A 16,537-nucleotide genomic window follows, 5' to 3' on the forward strand; every position below is an offset into this window, starting at 1 on the left:
GGAATTTGTCAAGCCGAATGAGACCGCTGGGTGTGTTATGCGGCTGAGGTATCGGTCTCCTGGGTGTTGTCGTCGGCGGGTCGGTTGATCCAGACGGTGTGGGGCAGGTCGAGGATCTTCGGCGGTGTTGTGGTGGCGAAGCGGTGCGGGTGTCGGGCGCGGGCCGCGTCGAGCACGGTGCGCCGGTCGGCTGCTTTGCCGGTGGCCAGCCCGTAGTGGACATCGGCGGGTGTGTGTAAGCCGATGCCGGTGTGGCGGTGTTCGTGGTTGTACCACTGGGCGAATGAATCCATGAATTGTCTTGCCTCGGTGAGTGTTCCGAAGCGTTCAGGGAATTCCGGCCCGTATTTCAAGGTTTTGAACAGCGCCTCGGAAAAGGGGTTGTCGTTTGACACCCGCGGCCGGGAATGCGACCGGGTGACCTCGAGGTCTGCGAGCAGCGCTGCGACGGTCTTGGATGTCATCGAGGTGCCGCGGTCGGCGTGCACGACCTGCGGGACGGGCGTGGACACCGAAGATCTCCTTCATCAATTCCGTTGCCAGAACACCGGATTCGTGAGTATGGACATGGACACCGACGATGTAGCGGGAGTAGATGTCGATCATCACGTAGGCATCGAAATATTGGCCTTTGATCGGGCCGGCGAGCTTGGTGATGTCCCACGAATACACCTGCCGGGGCGCGGTGGCGACCAGCTCCGGACACACCTTCGCAGGGTGTCGCGCCAGTCGTCGGCGTTCGCCGACTTGCCGGTTTTCTCGCAGCACCCGATACATCGTGGACACCGAACACAGGTAGACACCCTCATCGAGCAGCTGGGCGTAAATCTGCAGCGGCGCCAGGTCGACGAACCGGTCGCTGGTGAGCACCGCCAGAATGCCCGCTCGTTCCAGGATGGTCAGCTTGTTAACCGGGTCCGGAGGCGGTGTCGTGGACATCGCCACAGTGAGCGCGGCGGCGGCCTTGCCCCGGCGGATCGCGGTTGAACGCACCAGCCCGGTCAACGACGCCGCTTGCCGGGTGGGCACCCCCACGGCGGTCAACGCCGTATACGCGGCGGTCAACGCTTCTTGCGCTGCTCGTCGGAATCCGCTCTCTCGGAAAGGTTTTCCAAGAGAGCGTGCGCTTTTCCCATAATATCCAGGGCGGCCTCGGTGGTCGACAGGCGCTTGTTCAGCCGGGCGTTCTCCCGCGTCAACCGGGCGATCTCGGATTGCTCGGCGGTCAGCTTGCCGATCTTGTCGCTGGGCTTGCGGCCCGCGAGCACCCCGGCGTCACGCTGCTTGCGCCACTCGCTGATCAACGACGAGTACAGGCCCTCACGCCGCAGATACCCACCGCCGTCGCCGTGCTCGACAGCGGCCTCGTAGGCCCGAAGATGAGCGAGCTTCTCGGCCGCGCTGAACGCGCGGCGCCGCTTGGGCTCGTCGGCTCGTGGCCCCGGTGAATCCATCCGTCCATTGTGGCCCCCGATCGTTGAGGTCCTCGTGCTGGTGGTCATGAAGAAGTTGATCCGTATCTCGCCCTGCGTGTCAGGCCGATTTGCTGTTAACCAGTGGACTCAACTCAGCCTGACAAGCAGGGGACGGCGTCGGCGGCACAACCTCCGTTGATCCCACACCGCCACAAGCAGGTCGATCACCCTGAACTCGGTCCAATCGTGCGCACCGTCAATCCGCGCGATCGGCGATCATAACCGGAAACCCTTCGGAACAAGGGATCTCGAACGCGGCTGCCGCAATACCCCTCGGCCATGCACCCGTCGGCGAACGTCGACGCCTGCGCATTGTCGGGGTAATAGACGACGTGCAAGACGGTGCCGAGCATCGGACCGCGCATAGTGACCACCACGATCGACGCGCTGCCATCGGACCTGGCTAGGCTGCTTCGCCGAGTCCTGTCGCGCAACGCTTACAGACCGGCAGAGGAGGCGGAACCGCCCGATCATGAGTGGTAGGCATCCGTTGCCGGGGCGTGTCAAGGCACCGACGTGTACGTTGACACGCCCCGGTAACGGGTCAGAGGCGGGTGAATGCGGTCAGCTCGGCCCGTAGCTCTTCATCGGGCTCGAGAACGGCAGCGGTGGACACCCAAGCGTGGACTTGGTCAGGCATGTCGTGGGCAGACCACTTGACCAGCACTTCCAGTGCGGCGCGGTGCAACCGCAGGCCATAGCCGCTCAGCGCGGCATGGATCAACGGCAAGCCGGTTCCCGGGGCGGCGCGGTGCAGGGCGGACAGCACGATCTCCAGAGTGGTGTCATCGGCGAAACCCGGCCCCCTGCGCCAGTCGCCCGTGCCTGGTCCGCGGGCGATCTCGTCCAGGGGCAGCGACCGCTGCGCACTAGAGAAAGTTCGACCTTCGACACGTCCGGCATCGGTGCGTTCCTCGACATGCACTGGGCGACGGCGCCCGGCAAGTACCCTGAAACCGATTGCACCACAGATAGATCCGACGAATCAGGCGAACCGATGGCAGGTTGTACCGCCGAAAGCAGGGGCACCCGCGCCTGAGTATTCAAGACAGAATCCTCGACCGAGTGCTCCAGCTGCCACCGCCGCTGACCCTGGAAGTCAGGGTTCACGCCTTGAAGGACACAGTGGCTCCGGCGACGGGGAATGCGATCGCCACAGACAAGGCGACGGTAAATGCACCGTTCGTGAGCGCCGCAATCGGATGAACCCCGACCAGCCCACAGGCTCAACACGAGGCTCCCAGCTGCGCGGGATTGCTCCGCGCGCAGCGGACTCGTGCAGTCCCCCGTTTTGGTTGCGGTCTGATGACGGTCAGGCGATGTCGAGAATCCTTCTGCATACGGCTGCGGTCTGGTCATCGATGTGGCCGAAGGCGCGCAGGTGTGGGGTAGCGGCGATGTCGTTGACGACGGTGAGGGCGGCTTGGATGCGGACGCGGGTTTCAGTGGGATCCCAGGTCGAGTGGACCTGGCGCAGGAGCTGGGACCATTCGGTGATGTAGTCGTGTTGGGCGGCGCGGGTGCGGTGGCGTTCGTCTGGGGAGAGCTGGTCGGTCTCGGAGGTCAGCAGTCGGATGAGATCGCTATTCTCGAAGGCGAACTCGCAGTAGCTGGTGATGAGGCGGCGCACTGCGTCGCTAGGTCCCTGGGCTCGTGTCAGCTGGCGGACCATGTCCGCGTGCAGTAGCTCGGTGCCGCGACGCATGGCGGCGGCAAGGATGCCGGCTTTGCTGTCGAAGTGGTTGTAGATACTGGGGCCCGCGATGCCGATAGCGGCGCCGATATCCTCGTTTCCGACGCTAGCGAATCCGTGCTGGGCGAACAGGCGGGTGGCGGCGGCGAGAATCGCTTCGCGGCGGCTCGGCGACCACGAGATCCCCGCATGATCCTCCCTTCCGGGTGCCGGACTGAATCCGGCCAGTGGTGCCGACATTGCCGCGCGGGCGAGGTCGGCGATCAGATTGGTGAATCGGTCCGCCGGAAGGTGGAGATGGTGGTAGGACACGCTGGTGGTGATGCCGAGTACGCACCAGGACAGGAAGTCGGCTTGTTCGGAGGCGAGATCGGGGCGTAGGCGTTGCAGGACTTCGGCGAGCCGGGCGCTGATTTCGCGTAGTTGGTGGCGTAGTTCCGTTTGGGCCGTGTCCGCGAGATGTCTGGCTTCGGCGTGCCAGAGGACTCCGGTTCCGCGGTGGTCGAGCATGGTCGCGGCCAGTGTGGTTGCGACGTCGGCAGTGGGATCGGTCAGCAGCTCGTCCAGGATCGTCTCGACGGTGGTCAGGGTGTCGGCGACGGCCGCATAGAGCAGGTCCTGTCTGCCGGAGAAGTGGCGGTACAGGGCGGAGGGGCCGATGGCGACGGCGGCGGCGATGTCCTTCATCGCGACCTTCGCGTATCCGTTGCGGTAGAAGAGATCGGCGGCCGCGACGATGATCAGTGCCCGCCGGTTGGTGGGGCGGGTACCGCGAGCCGGCGCTTCCAGTGTCGGCCGACGGTTCTCGCTCACGGTTGTCGTCTCCCTCTGACTGCTGTCCCGACAGGCTACAGCGAGCGCGCGATCAGCTCCTTCATCACTTCGTTGGAGCCCGCGTAGATCCGCTGGACGCGGGCGCCGGCGTACATGCGGGCGATCGGATATTCGAGTATGTAGCCGTAGCCGCCGAACAACTGCACACACCGGTCGACGACCTGTCCCTGGATCTCGCTGGCCGACAGTTGGCCATGGAGGCCGTGGTGCTGTCCAGCTGGCCGCGCAGGTGCTGCTCGATGCATTCGTCGACGAAGACGGGCAGAGCCGGGCCAGCGTCGCACACTGGGCCAGTTCGAAGCGGGTGTTCTGCATGTCGAACAATGGCGCGCCGAACGCCGTGCGCTGCTTGGTGTATCGCACCGTTTCCTGGAGTGCGGCCTCGGTCGCTGCCGCGGCGCAGACCGCGACGATGAGCCATTCGTGGGCGAGTTGCTTCATGAGATACCCGAATCCGGCGCTCTCGGTGCCGAGCAGGTGTCTGCCGGGACCCGGACGTCGTCGAAGAAGAGTTCTGCGGTGTCCTGTCCTTTCATGCCGACCTTGTCGAGTAGCCATCCGACTTGGTAGCCGGCGGCGGGGTCGGTCTTGGCGACGACGATGACGAGGTCGGCGTGTTTGCCGTTGGAGATGAATGTTTTCGCGCCGCTGATCTGGTACCGTCCGCCGCCGCGAATCGCGGTGGTGCGGACGGCTTTCAGATCCGAGCCTATGCCAGGTTCGGTCATGGCGATCGCACCGACGAGTTGGCCGTTGGCCATGCCGGGTAGCCACCGTTGTTTCTGCTCCTCGGTGCCGTATGCGAGCAGATAGTGTGCGATCAGACCGCTGTGCACCATGTTGCCGAAGCTGGTGTCGCCCAGCCGGTATTGCGCGTCGAAGATCGCCACATCGTGGGCGATCGTTCCGCCGCCGCCTCCATCGTTTTCCGGGATTCCGGCGCACAGCAGGCCGACTTCGCCTGCCCTGTAACAGAATTCGCGGTCGACATGCTTCTGCGCCGCAAAACGTTCCTGGTGTGGCAGCGTTCGGTCTTGAAAAACGTCGTAGCTATCTGCGCCACGGCGACGACATCGCCGTCGAACCAGGCGGCCTCATAGCCGATCGCGTCGCCGAGCATCAGAATGTGTACCCGCCGCCGCAGATCAGCGTCTGCCCGCTGACGTAGTCGGATTCGGGCGTGCACAGCAGATACACCGCACCCGCGGCCTCGGCCGGAGTCCCGGCACGGCGCAGGGGGATCATGCGCTCCATGGCCGACAGCAGATCGGGATTCACGCCGACCTTCAGTTCACGCCCGTGCACGTCGATGGTGCTGTCACCGTCGGCCGGCGCCTCGGTGAGACGAGTTTTGATGAGGCCGAACGCGACCGCGTTGACGGTGACGTTGTAGCGGCCCCACTCCTTGGCGAGGGTCTTGGTCAGGCCGATGATCCCCGATTTGGCGGCAGAATAGTTCGCCTGCCCAGCGTTGCCGCCGGTGCCGGCCACCGAGGAGATGTTGACGACCTTGCGACACGGGATCGGCTCGCGGGCTTCCCTTGCTTGCTTCGCCAGTCGGGTGATTACCGGTTGGGCAGCGCGTAGGATCCGGAACGGTGCCTTGAGGTGCACGTCGAGGATGGCGTCCCACTGTTCGTCGGTCATCTTCTGGATCACCGAATCCCAGGTGTAGCCAGCGTTGTTGACGATGATGTCCAGCCCGCCGAAGTTGTCCACGGCGGCGGCGACGAATTTCTCGGCGAAGCCCTCCTCGGTGACGCTTCCCGGCGCGGCGACCGCCTCGCCACCGGCGGCCTCGATCGCGGCGACGGTTTCCTTGGCCGGTTCGGCGTCGAGGTCGTTCACCACGACCCGCGCGCCCTTAGCGGCGAACTTCAGTGCGATATCACGGCCGATGCCGCGGCCCGAGCCGGTGACGATGGCGACCTTGTTTTCGAGATTTCCCATGGTGAATGTCCTTGTGCGGTTGCGGGTTCAGAGGGCAATGACGGCGGCACCGGTGAGGGTGACGGTGCCGTCTGGCAGTGTGACCGCGAGATTCAGCGTGGCCCGGCGCTCGCCGTCGACCTCCTCGATCGCGGCGACGACGGCAGTTGCGGTCGGCTCACCAAGAACCGGGGTGATCGCGCCGAAGCGCACGCGGTAAGAGCGAATAGACTGCGGCTCAACCCAATCAGTGAGGATGCGGCCGAGGTAGGCCATCGAGAGCATGCCGTGGGCGAACACGTCGTCCAGACCGGCCGAGCGGGCGACGTCGATGTCGACATGCATTGGGTTGTGGTCGCCGGAGGCGCCCGCGAACAGGGCCAGGGTGGTGCGGGTGATCGGGCCGACGGTGAGCGGTGGCAGTTGGGCGCCGACCGCGACTTCCGCTGTAGGTGTGCTCATTTGGTTGCTTCTGGGTTGCGGACGACGAGCACGGAGGTCAGGTCGGCGATCAGGGTGCCGTCGGCTCGGGTGACCGTGGTTTCCTTCACGATGAACTCCAGCGCACCGCCCTTTCTGCTGTAGATGTCGGTGATGCGGGGCCGGGCGGTGACGATGTCACCGGCATGCGCCACCGAGTGGTAAGTGAACCGCTGCTCGCCGTGCAGAAGATGCCGCAGATCTGCACCGAGCTCGACCAGCCAGGCAAAGGGATTCGGATTCTCCAACTCGATAGCGAACAGGAAGGTCGGTGGCACAGGAAGCCGTTCGTACCCTGCGGCTTTCGCCGCTACCTCGTCGGTGAAGATCGGGTTGGTCTCGCCGATGGACATGGCGAAGTATCGCAATCGGCCCGCGTCGACGGTGAGTTCAGTCCGCGGCAATTCGGCGCCGATTGCCGTGGTGTCCACGGGCATTAGCTCAACCCACCTTCTGGTAGAGGGTCACCACGGCCGCGCCGCCGAGCCCGATGTTGTGCTGCAGAGCGACATTCACGCCGTCGACCTGACGCTTGTCGGCCTGACCGCGCAGCTGCCAGACCAATTCGGCACATTGGGCCAACCCGGTCGCGCCCAGCGGGTGTCCCTTCGACAGGAGCCCCCCGGAGGGGTTGGTGACCACGCGTCCGCCGTAGGTGTTGTCGCCGTCGGCGATGAACTTCTCCCCGGTGCCTTCGGCGGTGAGTCCCAGCGCCTCGTAGGTGAGCAGTTCGTTGGTGGTGAAGCAGTCGTGCAACTCGACCACTGCGATGTCCTCCGGGCCGACCCCAGCCGACTCGTAGACCTGCTGCGCGGCGGCCTTGGCCATGTCGTAGCCGACGATGTTCGCCATCGAGGCGCTGTCGAAAGTGGATGCGAAGTCGGTGGTCATGGCCTGGGCAGTGATCGCCACGTCGGCCCGCAGGCCGTGCTTGCGCGCGTACTCCTCGCTGACCAGCACAGCGGCGGCGGCGCCGCAGGTGGGCGGGCAGCACTGCAGCCGGGTCAGCGAACCATAGATATGTGGTGAGCCCAGCACCTCCTCGACGGTGATCGGGTCGCGGAACACCGCGTAGGGGTTGTTGGCCGCATGCTTGCGCGCCTTCACCGCGATCTCGGCGAAAACCTTCGGGTCCATGCCGTACTTCTCGGCGTACTCGCGACCGGCGCCACCGAAGTACTGCGCGGCGAACGGAGCATCGCTGGAACCCTGCAGACGGGTGACCACCTCGCCGAAACTGTCGAACGGAGTCGGCCGGTCGGTGTAGGACATGGCCAGTGCGCCGCGCTGCATCTGCTCGAAACCCAAGGCCAGCACCACATCCGCGACGCCGTGCTCGATCGCCTGCCGTGCCAGGAACAGCGCCGACGAACCGGTGGCGCAGTTGTTGTTGACGTTGACCACTGGAATACCGCTGGCGCCGACCCGGTAGAGCGCGGCCTGCCCGGAGGTCGAATCGCCATAGACGTAGCCCACGTAGGCCTGCTGGATCCGCCCGTAGTCGAGGCCAGCGTCGGCGAGTGCCGCGCGAATGGCACGCTCGCCCATCACGTCGTAGGTCTCACTCATGCGTGGAGTGGTGAACGGGATCATCCCCACGCCCGCCACCAGAGTACGCGCACTCATCACCGAACTCCTCAAATTTGGCTATCTAATATTCACTTATTGAGCACCGTCTAGCTAGCACATGTCAATAGCACGCATGCAATCGGCGCCTTCACCCAAACTTCACCGTTTACAACTATCTAGCATTCACTTATAGTATCTGGAGGAGTTCGGTCACGACCGCCTGGGTCGCGCTGGCCGTGACCATGAGGGCCAGCTGAAGGAGAACCATGCCGACCTATCGGCGCGCTCCTGCGCATCACCGCCGCCCGCGCGCCGGACCGAGAGGCGCTGGTATGCGGCGACACCCGCTACACCTACGGACGGCCGGCCGAACGCGGTCTGCATACGGACGACCGGCTGGCCCTGCCAGTCAGCAACGTCGACCGATTCGTCATCGCCTTCTAGGCCGGGCACCGGTTCGGCGCGATCTTCGTGAGTCCGACGCTGGAAAGGTTCACCGCGTCTCGCATCGCACGGCGCTGGCTGCCCCGCGATCTGGTTGTCGCGCAAGAGATTCCACGCAATCCATCCGGAATCATGCTCAAACGCCAACTGTGCGAGGCGCTGTCGCATCGTGAGGTGGCGCAGCGATGATCCGGGTGGAGGTAGATGGCGTGATCGCGACGATCACCCTCGATCGCCCGCACGTGCTCAACGCGCTGACATGGGACCTGATGCACGGAATCCGGAGCGGTCGAAGAGCTGGGGCGCACCCTGATATACGGGTTATCGTCCTCACGGGCGCCGGGCGCGGGTTCTGCTCGGGCTTGGATCGGAGTTCGCTGCCAGCCGACGAGATGAGCGATCCGCGCACGCGGTCGACACGGCTCGCCGACCAGATGGAAGACTGCAACTTACTATGATGTAGACCACATTTGATGCCTATAATGGCGTACGCCATACCGCGTCCTGACTACCCCTGACTCACATCAGGGCGATTTTCACCGAGATAGAAGACTTCATGGATCGGAAACGGCTGACAACCAGCACCACGCCGCGGGCCGACGGCGAGCCCGACTCGGCTTTGCGGGCACTGCTCGCAGCCGCCGCAGCAGACATGCAGCGACACGCCCCGGAGTACGCCCGCAAGTATGCCGACATTGTGCTCTCACGGCATTTCGAATTCGACGGCTCCGCGGCGGTGCGGAATGCCATCACACAGTCGGCTCAATCGAATCTCAGGCAAGTGGTTGATCAACTGTGCGGCGGCGATGTTGCCCCGGTGGCGACCGAGTCGCTGGAAGTGGTGCCAGTCTTCGTTCAGCACGGTCACGATTCCAGCACCCTGATCCAGATATACCGCACTGGACAGGCCCCCTACTTCGATGACGTCTTCCGACACCTCGGCGAGCACGCCCGTAAAGTCGACGATCTCGTTCGGGGAACCAGCCTGGCCTCGCAGATCAGCCTCACGCTGTTCGACCGGGCGCTGACATCGAGCCTCGAGGCCCTCGCGGAGGAGAGTCGACGCTTTCGACGCGACCACGAACTCCGGCTCGCACAGGCAATCGGCGCGGTACTGGACGGCACGCTGACAGACGAGACCGAGGCGTCACGCCGCGTCGGGTGGCGGATGTCCGGTCGGCATGTGGCGCTGATCGCGGTCGCGGACGCGCAGTTCGGACACAACGACGAACCCGAGCAGAAAATCGAACGACTGGGCCGCTACCTCAATCGTGTCGCGTCACTGTTAGGCGTTGGTCGGCCACTATTGACGTCGACCGAGGACGCCGGGGTATGCGCTTGGCTGGACGCCGAATCTCTTGCAGCTCCCGACCGATTCGACAGTCTCGACGTGTCGGAGGGCATCGGATTGGCGATCGGCGAACCACAGACGGGCGTCAATGGCTTCCGGCGCACGTTTGAGCAAGCACAGTCGGTCCTTTCCTTCGCACAAGCCCGAGCGGCAAGCGGCGGGGTATGCCGATACCGACCCCTGGCCGCGATGACATTGCTGAACACGGATGTGTCCAGGATCCGCGCATTTGTGCTCGAACAGCTAGGCGGCCTCGCCGCCCAGGACGACACCACTGCCTGCCTGAGGCGTACCCTCCGGCTATCCCTCAGCACCCCCGACGGGGCCGCGGCCGTCGGACAGCGCCTCTTCGTCCACAAGAACACTGTGCTCTACCGCCTGCGCAACGCCGAACGACTGCGGGGGCGCCCATTGAGTGAGGATCGGTTCGAACTTGAAATGGCGCTGAGAATCGTTGAAACCACCGGGAATTCACTCCCCGAGGGACCTTCATAGGTCCACCGCACAATGAGCCTTTCCGGGTAGCGGTGTGTCGTGGTCATGTCGTGCGATCGTTTTCGATGTGGAGGAGCACGAGAGCGGCAGCGACGATCGCACCGATCCGCCACGGGCACAGGCTGACTCGCCGCAACGCCTTGAACGTCTCGAGCAGCGAGTTCCCTCGTTCCCCGATGGCGCGTTTGCTGTTGTGGGCCTTATTCGCGTCACGCTCGGCGTCGGTCAGTCCGCCGCCGGCCGGCCTCTTGACCGCGACCGTGATCAACTCGGCTTCGCCTTCGTATCCCAGATCGCCCAGCACAGGCCGTGCGGCCTGGCTGACCCATTCGGTGAGCCCGACACGCAGCGCGGGGTGGGTACGCAGGGCGGTGACGTCGTGCTCGCGGCCGGGCCGGACCGGCGAGACCCACAACGGCCATCCGTCCGGGGCGGTCACGACCTGCACGTTACCGCCGTGGCAGTGATGTTTTCCCGACCACCACAGGTCCACCGGTTTGGTGCTGCGCCCCTGACGTACCGTGAGGCCGAGTTCGCTGATCCGGTCGGTGTGGATCAGTGTCCCGTCGACCGAAACATGGGTATGGCCAGCCATTTTCGCTGCCAGCAGTGCCGCGGTCAGGTCCGGAGCCTGGGCTGCGAGGGTGTCGATCACCTCGTGCAGGTAGTCGTAGGCGGTGGTCTTACCGATCGCGTTGTCGACCGCGAGCTGGGCGATCCGGGTGCCGTCGAGGAACCAGCGTAACGCCATCACTGCTTGATCAAAACAGGTCAACGCCCGCCACCGGGTGCCCCGAACACGTCGATGGGTCTCGAGCACGCCGGCCAGGCACTCGACCGTGGTCTCGGAGATCGGCAGAACCGCCGTGTATGTCACGCCCATCTTGCGCAGAGCCTCTGTGAAGTTGGATCTTGGTCGAGACAACCTCATACCAGGGGCTCTGCGTTTCTTGTTGCACCCCAACAGCTTCCGGCGTGTCGCGAGGTCACGCGGCCGACACCACCGCTACCCGGAAAGGCTCAATGAGTTTCTCGCCCTATCAGATCCAGCGCAAACACTTCATCACGCGCCAATTGACACTGCAAATCAGTGCATCCCCCTCGCCTCGGTCACGCCAGCGCCTCAGCTGAGCGCGGTGACCGCCCAGTCGAATCGGTCGAGTCACAGAAGCGGGCCGACAGCCGCGTCCGATGCGGTCATGCCCGCACAGTACCGGAGACGTTACTCGTGCCGTTTGTGACCGGCAAACAAACGTGTTGTTCTTCCGCACATGGCCCGGTAATGCGACGAAATTCACACTTAACGCCACCGCAACAGGTTCGAGGAGAACTCCTGATGAAGAAGCTGAAAGCCCCACCGATCCCCGTGGAGCCGGTGTCGTGGAACACACTCACCGATATTCGGAAAATCCACCCGCTGGTGCTGCGATGGGTCGAGCACGGAGCGGACTCCCCGCCTGTCATCCACATCTTCTACATTTTGAAGATTACGGCCTACATCTTCGGCGGGCTCGCGATCGTTGCCACCACACCCGGCTTGGGCGGGATCGGTGACTTCTCTACATGGTGGACCGAACCGATCGTGTACCAGAAGGTCGTGCTCTTCACGATGCTGGTCGAGGTGCTCGGTGTCGCTGGCGGCTCAGGCCCGCTGATGTTCAGATTCCTTCCCCCGTTTACCGCGTTTCTGCATTGGTTCCGCCCGGGCACCGTCCGGCAGCCGCCCTGGCCCCGTCAGATCCCGCTGACGCGCGGCGACGCCCGCACGGTCGTCGACGTATCGCTGTTCACGGCGTTCATCGCCGTGCTCATCTACACGCTGCTCTCGCCCGGTGTCGGCACGCCGCCCCCCGGCTATTCGGTCGGTTTACTCCACCACGCGCCGATCGTGGCCATCGTCGTGCTGGGGGGCCTCATGGGACTGCGGGACAAGGTGGTGTTCCTGGCCGCGCGAGCCGAAATGTATCTCGTCGCCTCGGTCATCTTCCTTTTCCCCTACGACCAGATGATGATCGGGTTGAAGATGGCGCTGCTACTCATCTGGATCGGTGCCGGCACCTCCAAACTCACCCACATCTTCCCGTCGGTCGTGGCCGTCATGATCAGCGCGGCGCCGCTGCGGCCGAAGTCACTCAAGCGCGCGATGTACATCCACCCGACCAAGGACATCCGGCCGAGTAAGACCGCGTTCGCATGGGCTCATACGGGGACCGTCATCGAGCTGGGCCTGCCGTGGGTCATGCTCTTCAGCCACGGCGGCATCGTCTCGGCGCTAGCCGTGGGCCTCATGGTCATCTTCCACCTGCACATTATCTCCACGATCCCGGTGGGCGTACCCAACGAGTGGAACGTGTTCATGATCTTCGGCACGCTGTTCCTCTTCTGGGGCCACGCCGACGTGGCATTGTCGGACCTGACCAACCCGCTGCTGATCGCCTTCCTGCTTGCGGCGCTGGTGTTCCCGGTGATCCTGGGCAACGTCCGGCCCGATCTGGTCTCGTTCCTGCCCGCCATGCGCTACTACGCCGGCAACTGGGCGGTCGGGCTGTGGTTGTTCAAGAACGGCGCCGAGAAGAAGCTCGACACCCACATCACCAAGGCGTCCAGCTTGATGGAGGTTCAGCTCGAGACACTCTACAACCGCGATTTCGCACAGGTGACGGCGTTCCGGTTCCGCGCGTTCCGGTCGATGCACCCGCAGGGCCGAGCCTTGAACGGACTGCTCAGCCGCGCGGTCGACAACCTCGACGACTACGTGGTCGTCGACGGGGAACCCTTCACCGGCGTGATCAGCGGCTGGAACTTCGGTGACGGCCACATTGGTGACGAAGGGCAGTTGGCTGCCGTCCAGCGGCGCTGCAACTTCGAGGAGGGCGAGCTGCGCCTGGTGTTCCTGGAGTCGCAGCCGATTCACCGGAAGCGTCAGCACTATCGGATCGTCGACGCCAAGACCGGCCTGATCGAGCAGGGATACGTCTACACCGACGACATGCTGACCCGCCAACCGTGCCTCGATCCTGATGACCCGACCTTCCCGGTCGAGGTGATCGACAGCCCGATCACCCGCCACTCGTGGCGGTGGCCGGTCCAACCTCTGGCCCGCGGCAAGAACGCTCGGTCCGAGGACACCACCGACACGATCCCGAACAGTATCGATGTCTGATGCACTCGTCGTCGGCTCCGGACCCAACGGGCTCGCCGCCGCCGTAACCCTGGCCCAGCAAGGTGTCGACGTGACGGTCCTGGAAGCCTCCGACACGATCGGAGGCGGCACCCGCACCAGCGAGCGGATCCTGCCCGGTCTGATCCACGACGACTGCGCCGCCATCCACCCGATCGCCCTCGCCTCCCCGTTCTTTCGCAGCCTCGATCTCCAATCCCACGGCCTCGAATGGGCCTGGCCCGACATCGACCTCGCCCACCCCCTCGACGGTGGCCGCGCCGGCGTCATGGCGCGCTCACTCGAGCAGACCGAATACCTGCTCGGCGCCGACGGGCCCAGGTGGCGGCGAGTGTTCGAACCGCTGGCGAACGGATTCGACGAACTCGCCGCCGAAGTACTTCAGCCGCTGCCCCACATACCGCGGCACCCGTTGCTGCTCGCGCGTTTCGGACCCGCAGCACTGATGCCGGCAACGGTCCTGGCACGACTATGGAAAACGCCGGAAGCCCGCGCCCTGTTCGGAGGGAACGCAGCCCATGGATGGTTTCCGCTGAACCGGCCGACCACCTCGGCGTACGCGATCATGTTCGCGGCGATCGCACACCGCTACGGGTGGCCGGTCGCCAAGGGCGGGTCGGCGCGCATCACCGACGCTCTCGCGAACGTTCTCGCCGACCACGGCGGCAAGATCGAAACCAGCCGCCGCGTGCAATCCCTCTCGGAACTGCCCGCCGCTGACATCGTGATGTTCGACCTTGACCCCAGTGCGGTTGCCGATATCGCCGGAGACGCTCTGCCACCTCGTGTTCGACGAGCCTATCGCCGGTTCCGACACGCCCCTGCCGCCTTCAAGGTCGACCTCGCTGTCGACGGCGGTGTGCCGTGGACCAACGAGTACTGCCACGCCGCGGGCACGGTGCACGTCTGCGGCTCCTTCGAGGAGGTAGTCGCGGCCGAGTATGCGGTCAACGCCGGGCGAATGCCCGAACGGCCCTTCGTTCTGGTGGCCCAACAATATCTCGCGGATCCGGCCCGGTCGGTCGGCGACATTGTGCCCGTGTACGCGTACGCGCATGTGCCCAGCGGCTACACCGCCGACGCCACCGACGCGATACTGGGCCAGCTCGAACGGTTCGCCCCCGGCACCCGCGACCGCATCGTCGGCAGCTTCGTCCGAAACCCCGCCGAGCTCAGCGTGTACAACGCGAACAACATCCACGGCGACATCATCGGCGGTGCCAACACGCCCAGACAGGTCGCGATGCGGCCCAGGACCGCGCTCGACCCCTATCGCACAGGCATCCCGGGCGTGTACATCTGCTCGGCATCCACCCCTCCCGGCGCCGGTGTCCACGGCATGTGCGGGCACAACGCGGCCCGTTCGGCCCTGCGGTACCTCAATCACAGCCAGCGGAAAGTATCCGGCGGCAACGCCGACAGTCCCCCACCCTCACCGCGTAGCCACACCAACTTCGCGATCTCACCCGCAGCAGGAGACCGGAAACCATGATGTTGATCGACTACATCGACCGGGGTGCCCGCATCGCACCAGCGGCGCCGTGCATGCTCTCGCCCGACGGCACCGTAATGCTCACGCACCAGGAATTCCATGCGCTCACCCACCGCATCGCTGCCGCGCTGCTCGCCGACGGGCTGCAACTCGGTGACCGCGTCGCCGTCTACAGCCCGAACGATCCCTTCGCCTTCGCCTGCGTCGTCGGAGTGATCCGGGCCGGCGGCATCTGGACCGCTGTCAACGTCGCGAACCGCAAGGCCGACCTGATCGACTTCCTGACGACCGCCGGATGTTCACGGCTGATCTACCGCGGCACGCTCGCCGAGCTTGCGACCACTCTCATCGAAGGTGTCCCCACGATCAAAACGGCGATCTCGATCGGTGCCGGCCGGCCCGGCGACCCGGAGTTGCATACCTGGATGGCACCGGAAAGCAAGACTGTTCCGGACGTCCCCTTCGACACCAGTCGGGTGGTGATGCTGGCGGCCACGGGCGGAACCACCGGCAAGTCCAAGGGAGTTCCGGTCACCAACAAGCAGTTCCACCTGATGTGCACGGCGTTCAACGTCCATCTCGCCGAGCCCGAACCGCCGCGCTATATCTGCGCCACCCCGATGACCCATGCCGCCGGATGTGCGGCCTTCCCGGTGATCGCGGAGGGCGGCAGCATCATCGTCCACGACGGTGTGGTCCCCTCGGAGATCGTCGCGTCGATCGAGCGCAACCGGGCGACCCGTATCTTCCTGCCCCCGACCGCGCTCTACGGTCTGCTCGCGCAGCCCGACGTCCGCGAACATGACTACTCGTCGTTGCGACACTTCCTGGTCAGCGCCTCCCCCATCGCCCCGGACCGGCTGGCCGAGGCCGTGCAGGTTTTCGGTCCCGTCCTGGTTCAGGTCTTCGGACAGGCCGAGGCCCCGTTCATCTGCACCGTTCTCGAACGCACTGAAATCGAGGATGCGTGCCGCGACGCAATTAAGCGGCGGCGTCTGGCCTCATGCGGACGCGCATCGGTGATCGCCCGGGTGGAAATCATGGCTGACGACGGCACTTTGCTCGGACCCGACGAGCGCGGCGAGATCGTCATCCGATCCGATCTCGTCTTCACCGGCTACTGGGAAAACCCGGACGCCACCGCCGAGACCCGACGCCCGGGCGGCTGGCACGGCACCGGCGATGTCGGCATGCGCGACGAGGACGGGTTCATCTACGTCGTCGACCGAAAGAAGGACATGATCATCACCGGCGGATTCAACGTCTACCCCGCCGAGGTCGAGGCATTCCTGCATACCTTCCCGCAGGTCAACGACTGCGCGGTCATCGGCGTGCCCGACCAGACATGGGGCGAGGCGGTCACCGCGGTCATCGAGCCCAAACCGGGCGAGCAGATCGACACCGAGACAATCATCGCCGAGTGCAAGCGGCACCTCGGATCGGTCAAGGCGCCCAAGACCATCGTGATCGGCGACCTTCCCCGCTCGCCCGTCGGCAAGGTGCTCAAACGCGAACTACGCAAGCAATTCTGGGTCGATTCCCCGCGGATCGTCTGAGCGCCGCGCGTTGGTTCCGCGCGTGTTCTTGTCCTACT

At 64.8% G+C, this 16,537-nt stretch carries 12 protein-coding genes and 2 pseudogenes; 5 read left to right on the forward strand and 9 right to left on the reverse strand.

All coding sequences use genetic code 11. The annotated features are described in order from the left end of the window. Positions 1-35 precede the first annotated feature (35 nt). From ACV7NQ_RS42365 to ACV7NQ_RS42400, 8 genes and pseudogenes are all read right to left on the reverse strand, one after another. A pseudogene (locus ACV7NQ_RS42365) lies at positions 36-1,454 on the reverse strand (IS3 family transposase). Positions 1,455-2,019: 565 nt separating this feature from the next. Then, the gene (locus ACV7NQ_RS42370; protein ID WP_463364637.1) at positions 2,020-2,400 is read right to left on the reverse strand and encodes a hypothetical protein; all 381 of its coding nucleotides are present in this window, start codon (positions 2,398-2,400) and stop codon (positions 2,020-2,022) included. 387 nt (positions 2,401-2,787) lie between these two features. Next, positions 2,788-3,981, reverse strand: a complete 1,194-nt coding sequence (locus ACV7NQ_RS42375) for a TetR/AcrR family transcriptional regulator (protein WP_463364638.1) — start codon at positions 3,979-3,981, stop codon at positions 2,788-2,790. A 35-nt stretch (positions 3,982-4,016) separates the two neighbouring features. After that, a pseudogene (locus ACV7NQ_RS42380) lies at positions 4,017-5,122 on the reverse strand (acyl-CoA dehydrogenase family protein). Continuing rightward, the gene (locus ACV7NQ_RS42385) at positions 5,122-5,952 is read right to left on the reverse strand and encodes an SDR family NAD(P)-dependent oxidoreductase (protein WP_463364639.1); all 831 of its coding nucleotides are present in this window, start codon (positions 5,950-5,952) and stop codon (positions 5,122-5,124) included. Before ACV7NQ_RS42385 ends, ACV7NQ_RS42380 begins: the two are co-directional and overlap by 1 nt. Before the next feature lie 27 nt (positions 5,953-5,979). Beyond that, on the reverse strand, positions 5,980-6,393 hold the full coding sequence (locus ACV7NQ_RS42390; RefSeq protein WP_463364640.1) for a MaoC/PaaZ C-terminal domain-containing protein: 414 nt from the start codon (positions 6,391-6,393) through the stop codon (positions 5,980-5,982). Beyond that, positions 6,390-6,848 (reverse strand): MaoC family dehydratase N-terminal domain-containing protein, encoded by a 459-nt coding sequence (locus tag ACV7NQ_RS42395; RefSeq protein WP_463364641.1) that lies wholly within the window; start codon positions 6,846-6,848, stop codon positions 6,390-6,392. The genes ACV7NQ_RS42390 and ACV7NQ_RS42395 overlap by 4 nt, the downstream gene beginning before the upstream one ends. Positions 6,849-6,852: 4 nt before the next feature. After that, complete coding sequence (locus ACV7NQ_RS42400; protein ID WP_463364642.1) at positions 6,853-8,037, reverse strand: lipid-transfer protein; 1,185 nt, start codon at positions 8,035-8,037, stop codon at positions 6,853-6,855. Between the two features lie 572 nt (positions 8,038-8,609). Between ACV7NQ_RS42400 and ACV7NQ_RS42405 the strand changes: the two genes are divergently transcribed. Together ACV7NQ_RS42405 and ACV7NQ_RS42410 are read left to right on the forward strand one after the other, a co-directional pair. Continuing rightward, the gene (locus ACV7NQ_RS42405) at positions 8,610-8,882 is read left to right on the forward strand and encodes an enoyl-CoA hydratase/isomerase family protein (protein ID WP_463364643.1); all 273 of its coding nucleotides are present in this window, start codon (positions 8,610-8,612) and stop codon (positions 8,880-8,882) included. Positions 8,883-8,980: 98 nt separating this feature from the next. Beyond that, positions 8,981-10,270: a PucR family transcriptional regulator gene (locus ACV7NQ_RS42410; RefSeq protein ID WP_463364644.1), complete on the forward strand. Its 1,290-nt coding sequence runs from the start codon at positions 8,981-8,983 to the stop codon at positions 10,268-10,270. 43 nt (positions 10,271-10,313) lie between these two features. On the opposite strand, the gene ACV7NQ_RS42415 is transcribed toward ACV7NQ_RS42410, so the two are convergent. After that, positions 10,314-11,153, reverse strand: a complete 840-nt coding sequence (locus tag ACV7NQ_RS42415) for a transposase family protein (protein ID WP_463364645.1) — start codon at positions 11,151-11,153, stop codon at positions 10,314-10,316. Positions 11,154-11,606: 453 nt separating this feature from the next. Between ACV7NQ_RS42415 and ACV7NQ_RS42420 the strand changes: the two genes are divergently transcribed. The 3 genes from ACV7NQ_RS42420 to ACV7NQ_RS42430 are packed head-to-tail and all read left to right on the forward strand — an operon-like array spanning position 11,607 to position 16,499. After that, the gene (locus ACV7NQ_RS42420; RefSeq protein ID WP_463364646.1) at positions 11,607-13,433 is read left to right on the forward strand and encodes a DUF3556 domain-containing protein; all 1,827 of its coding nucleotides are present in this window, start codon (positions 11,607-11,609) and stop codon (positions 13,431-13,433) included. Further along, positions 13,426-14,943 carry a phytoene desaturase family protein gene (locus ACV7NQ_RS42425; RefSeq protein WP_463364647.1) on the forward strand — a complete coding sequence of 506 codons (1,518 nt, stop codon included), beginning with the start codon at positions 13,426-13,428 and terminating at the stop codon, positions 14,941-14,943. The genes ACV7NQ_RS42420 and ACV7NQ_RS42425 overlap by 8 nt, the downstream gene beginning before the upstream one ends. Further along, positions 14,940-16,499: a class I adenylate-forming enzyme family protein gene (locus ACV7NQ_RS42430; RefSeq protein WP_463364648.1), complete on the forward strand. Its 1,560-nt coding sequence runs from the start codon at positions 14,940-14,942 to the stop codon at positions 16,497-16,499. The genes ACV7NQ_RS42425 and ACV7NQ_RS42430 overlap by 4 nt, the downstream gene beginning before the upstream one ends. Positions 16,500-16,537 lie beyond the last annotated feature (38 nt).

Source organism: Nocardia sp. Tas62D01, from assembly GCF_055232035.1.

Coding starts and splice junctions, on each gene's coding strand:
- ACV7NQ_RS42385 (WP_463364639.1), bottom strand. CDS start 5,952: ATGGGAAATCTCGAAAACAAGGTCGCCATCGTCACCGGCTCGGGCCGC.
- ACV7NQ_RS42390 (WP_463364640.1), bottom strand. CDS start 6,393: ATGAGCACACCTACAGCGGAAGTCGCGGTCGGCGCCCAACTGCCACCG.
- ACV7NQ_RS42395 (WP_463364641.1), bottom strand. CDS start 6,848: ATGCCCGTGGACACCACGGCAATCGGCGCCGAATTGCCGCGGACTGAA.
- ACV7NQ_RS42400 (WP_463364642.1), bottom strand. CDS start 8,037: ATGAGTGCGCGTACTCTGGTGGCGGGCGTGGGGATGATCCCGTTCACC.
- ACV7NQ_RS42405 (WP_463364643.1), top strand. CDS start 8,610: ATGATCCGGGTGGAGGTAGATGGCGTGATCGCGACGATCACCCTCGAT.
- ACV7NQ_RS42410 (WP_463364644.1), top strand. CDS start 8,981: ATGGATCGGAAACGGCTGACAACCAGCACCACGCCGCGGGCCGACGGC.
- ACV7NQ_RS42415 (WP_463364645.1), bottom strand. CDS start 11,153: ATGGGCGTGACATACACGGCGGTTCTGCCGATCTCCGAGACCACGGTC.
- ACV7NQ_RS42420 (WP_463364646.1), top strand. CDS start 11,607: ATGAAGAAGCTGAAAGCCCCACCGATCCCCGTGGAGCCGGTGTCGTGG.
- ACV7NQ_RS42425 (WP_463364647.1), top strand. CDS start 13,426: ATGTCTGATGCACTCGTCGTCGGCTCCGGACCCAACGGGCTCGCCGCC.
- ACV7NQ_RS42430 (WP_463364648.1), top strand. CDS start 14,940: ATGATGTTGATCGACTACATCGACCGGGGTGCCCGCATCGCACCAGCG.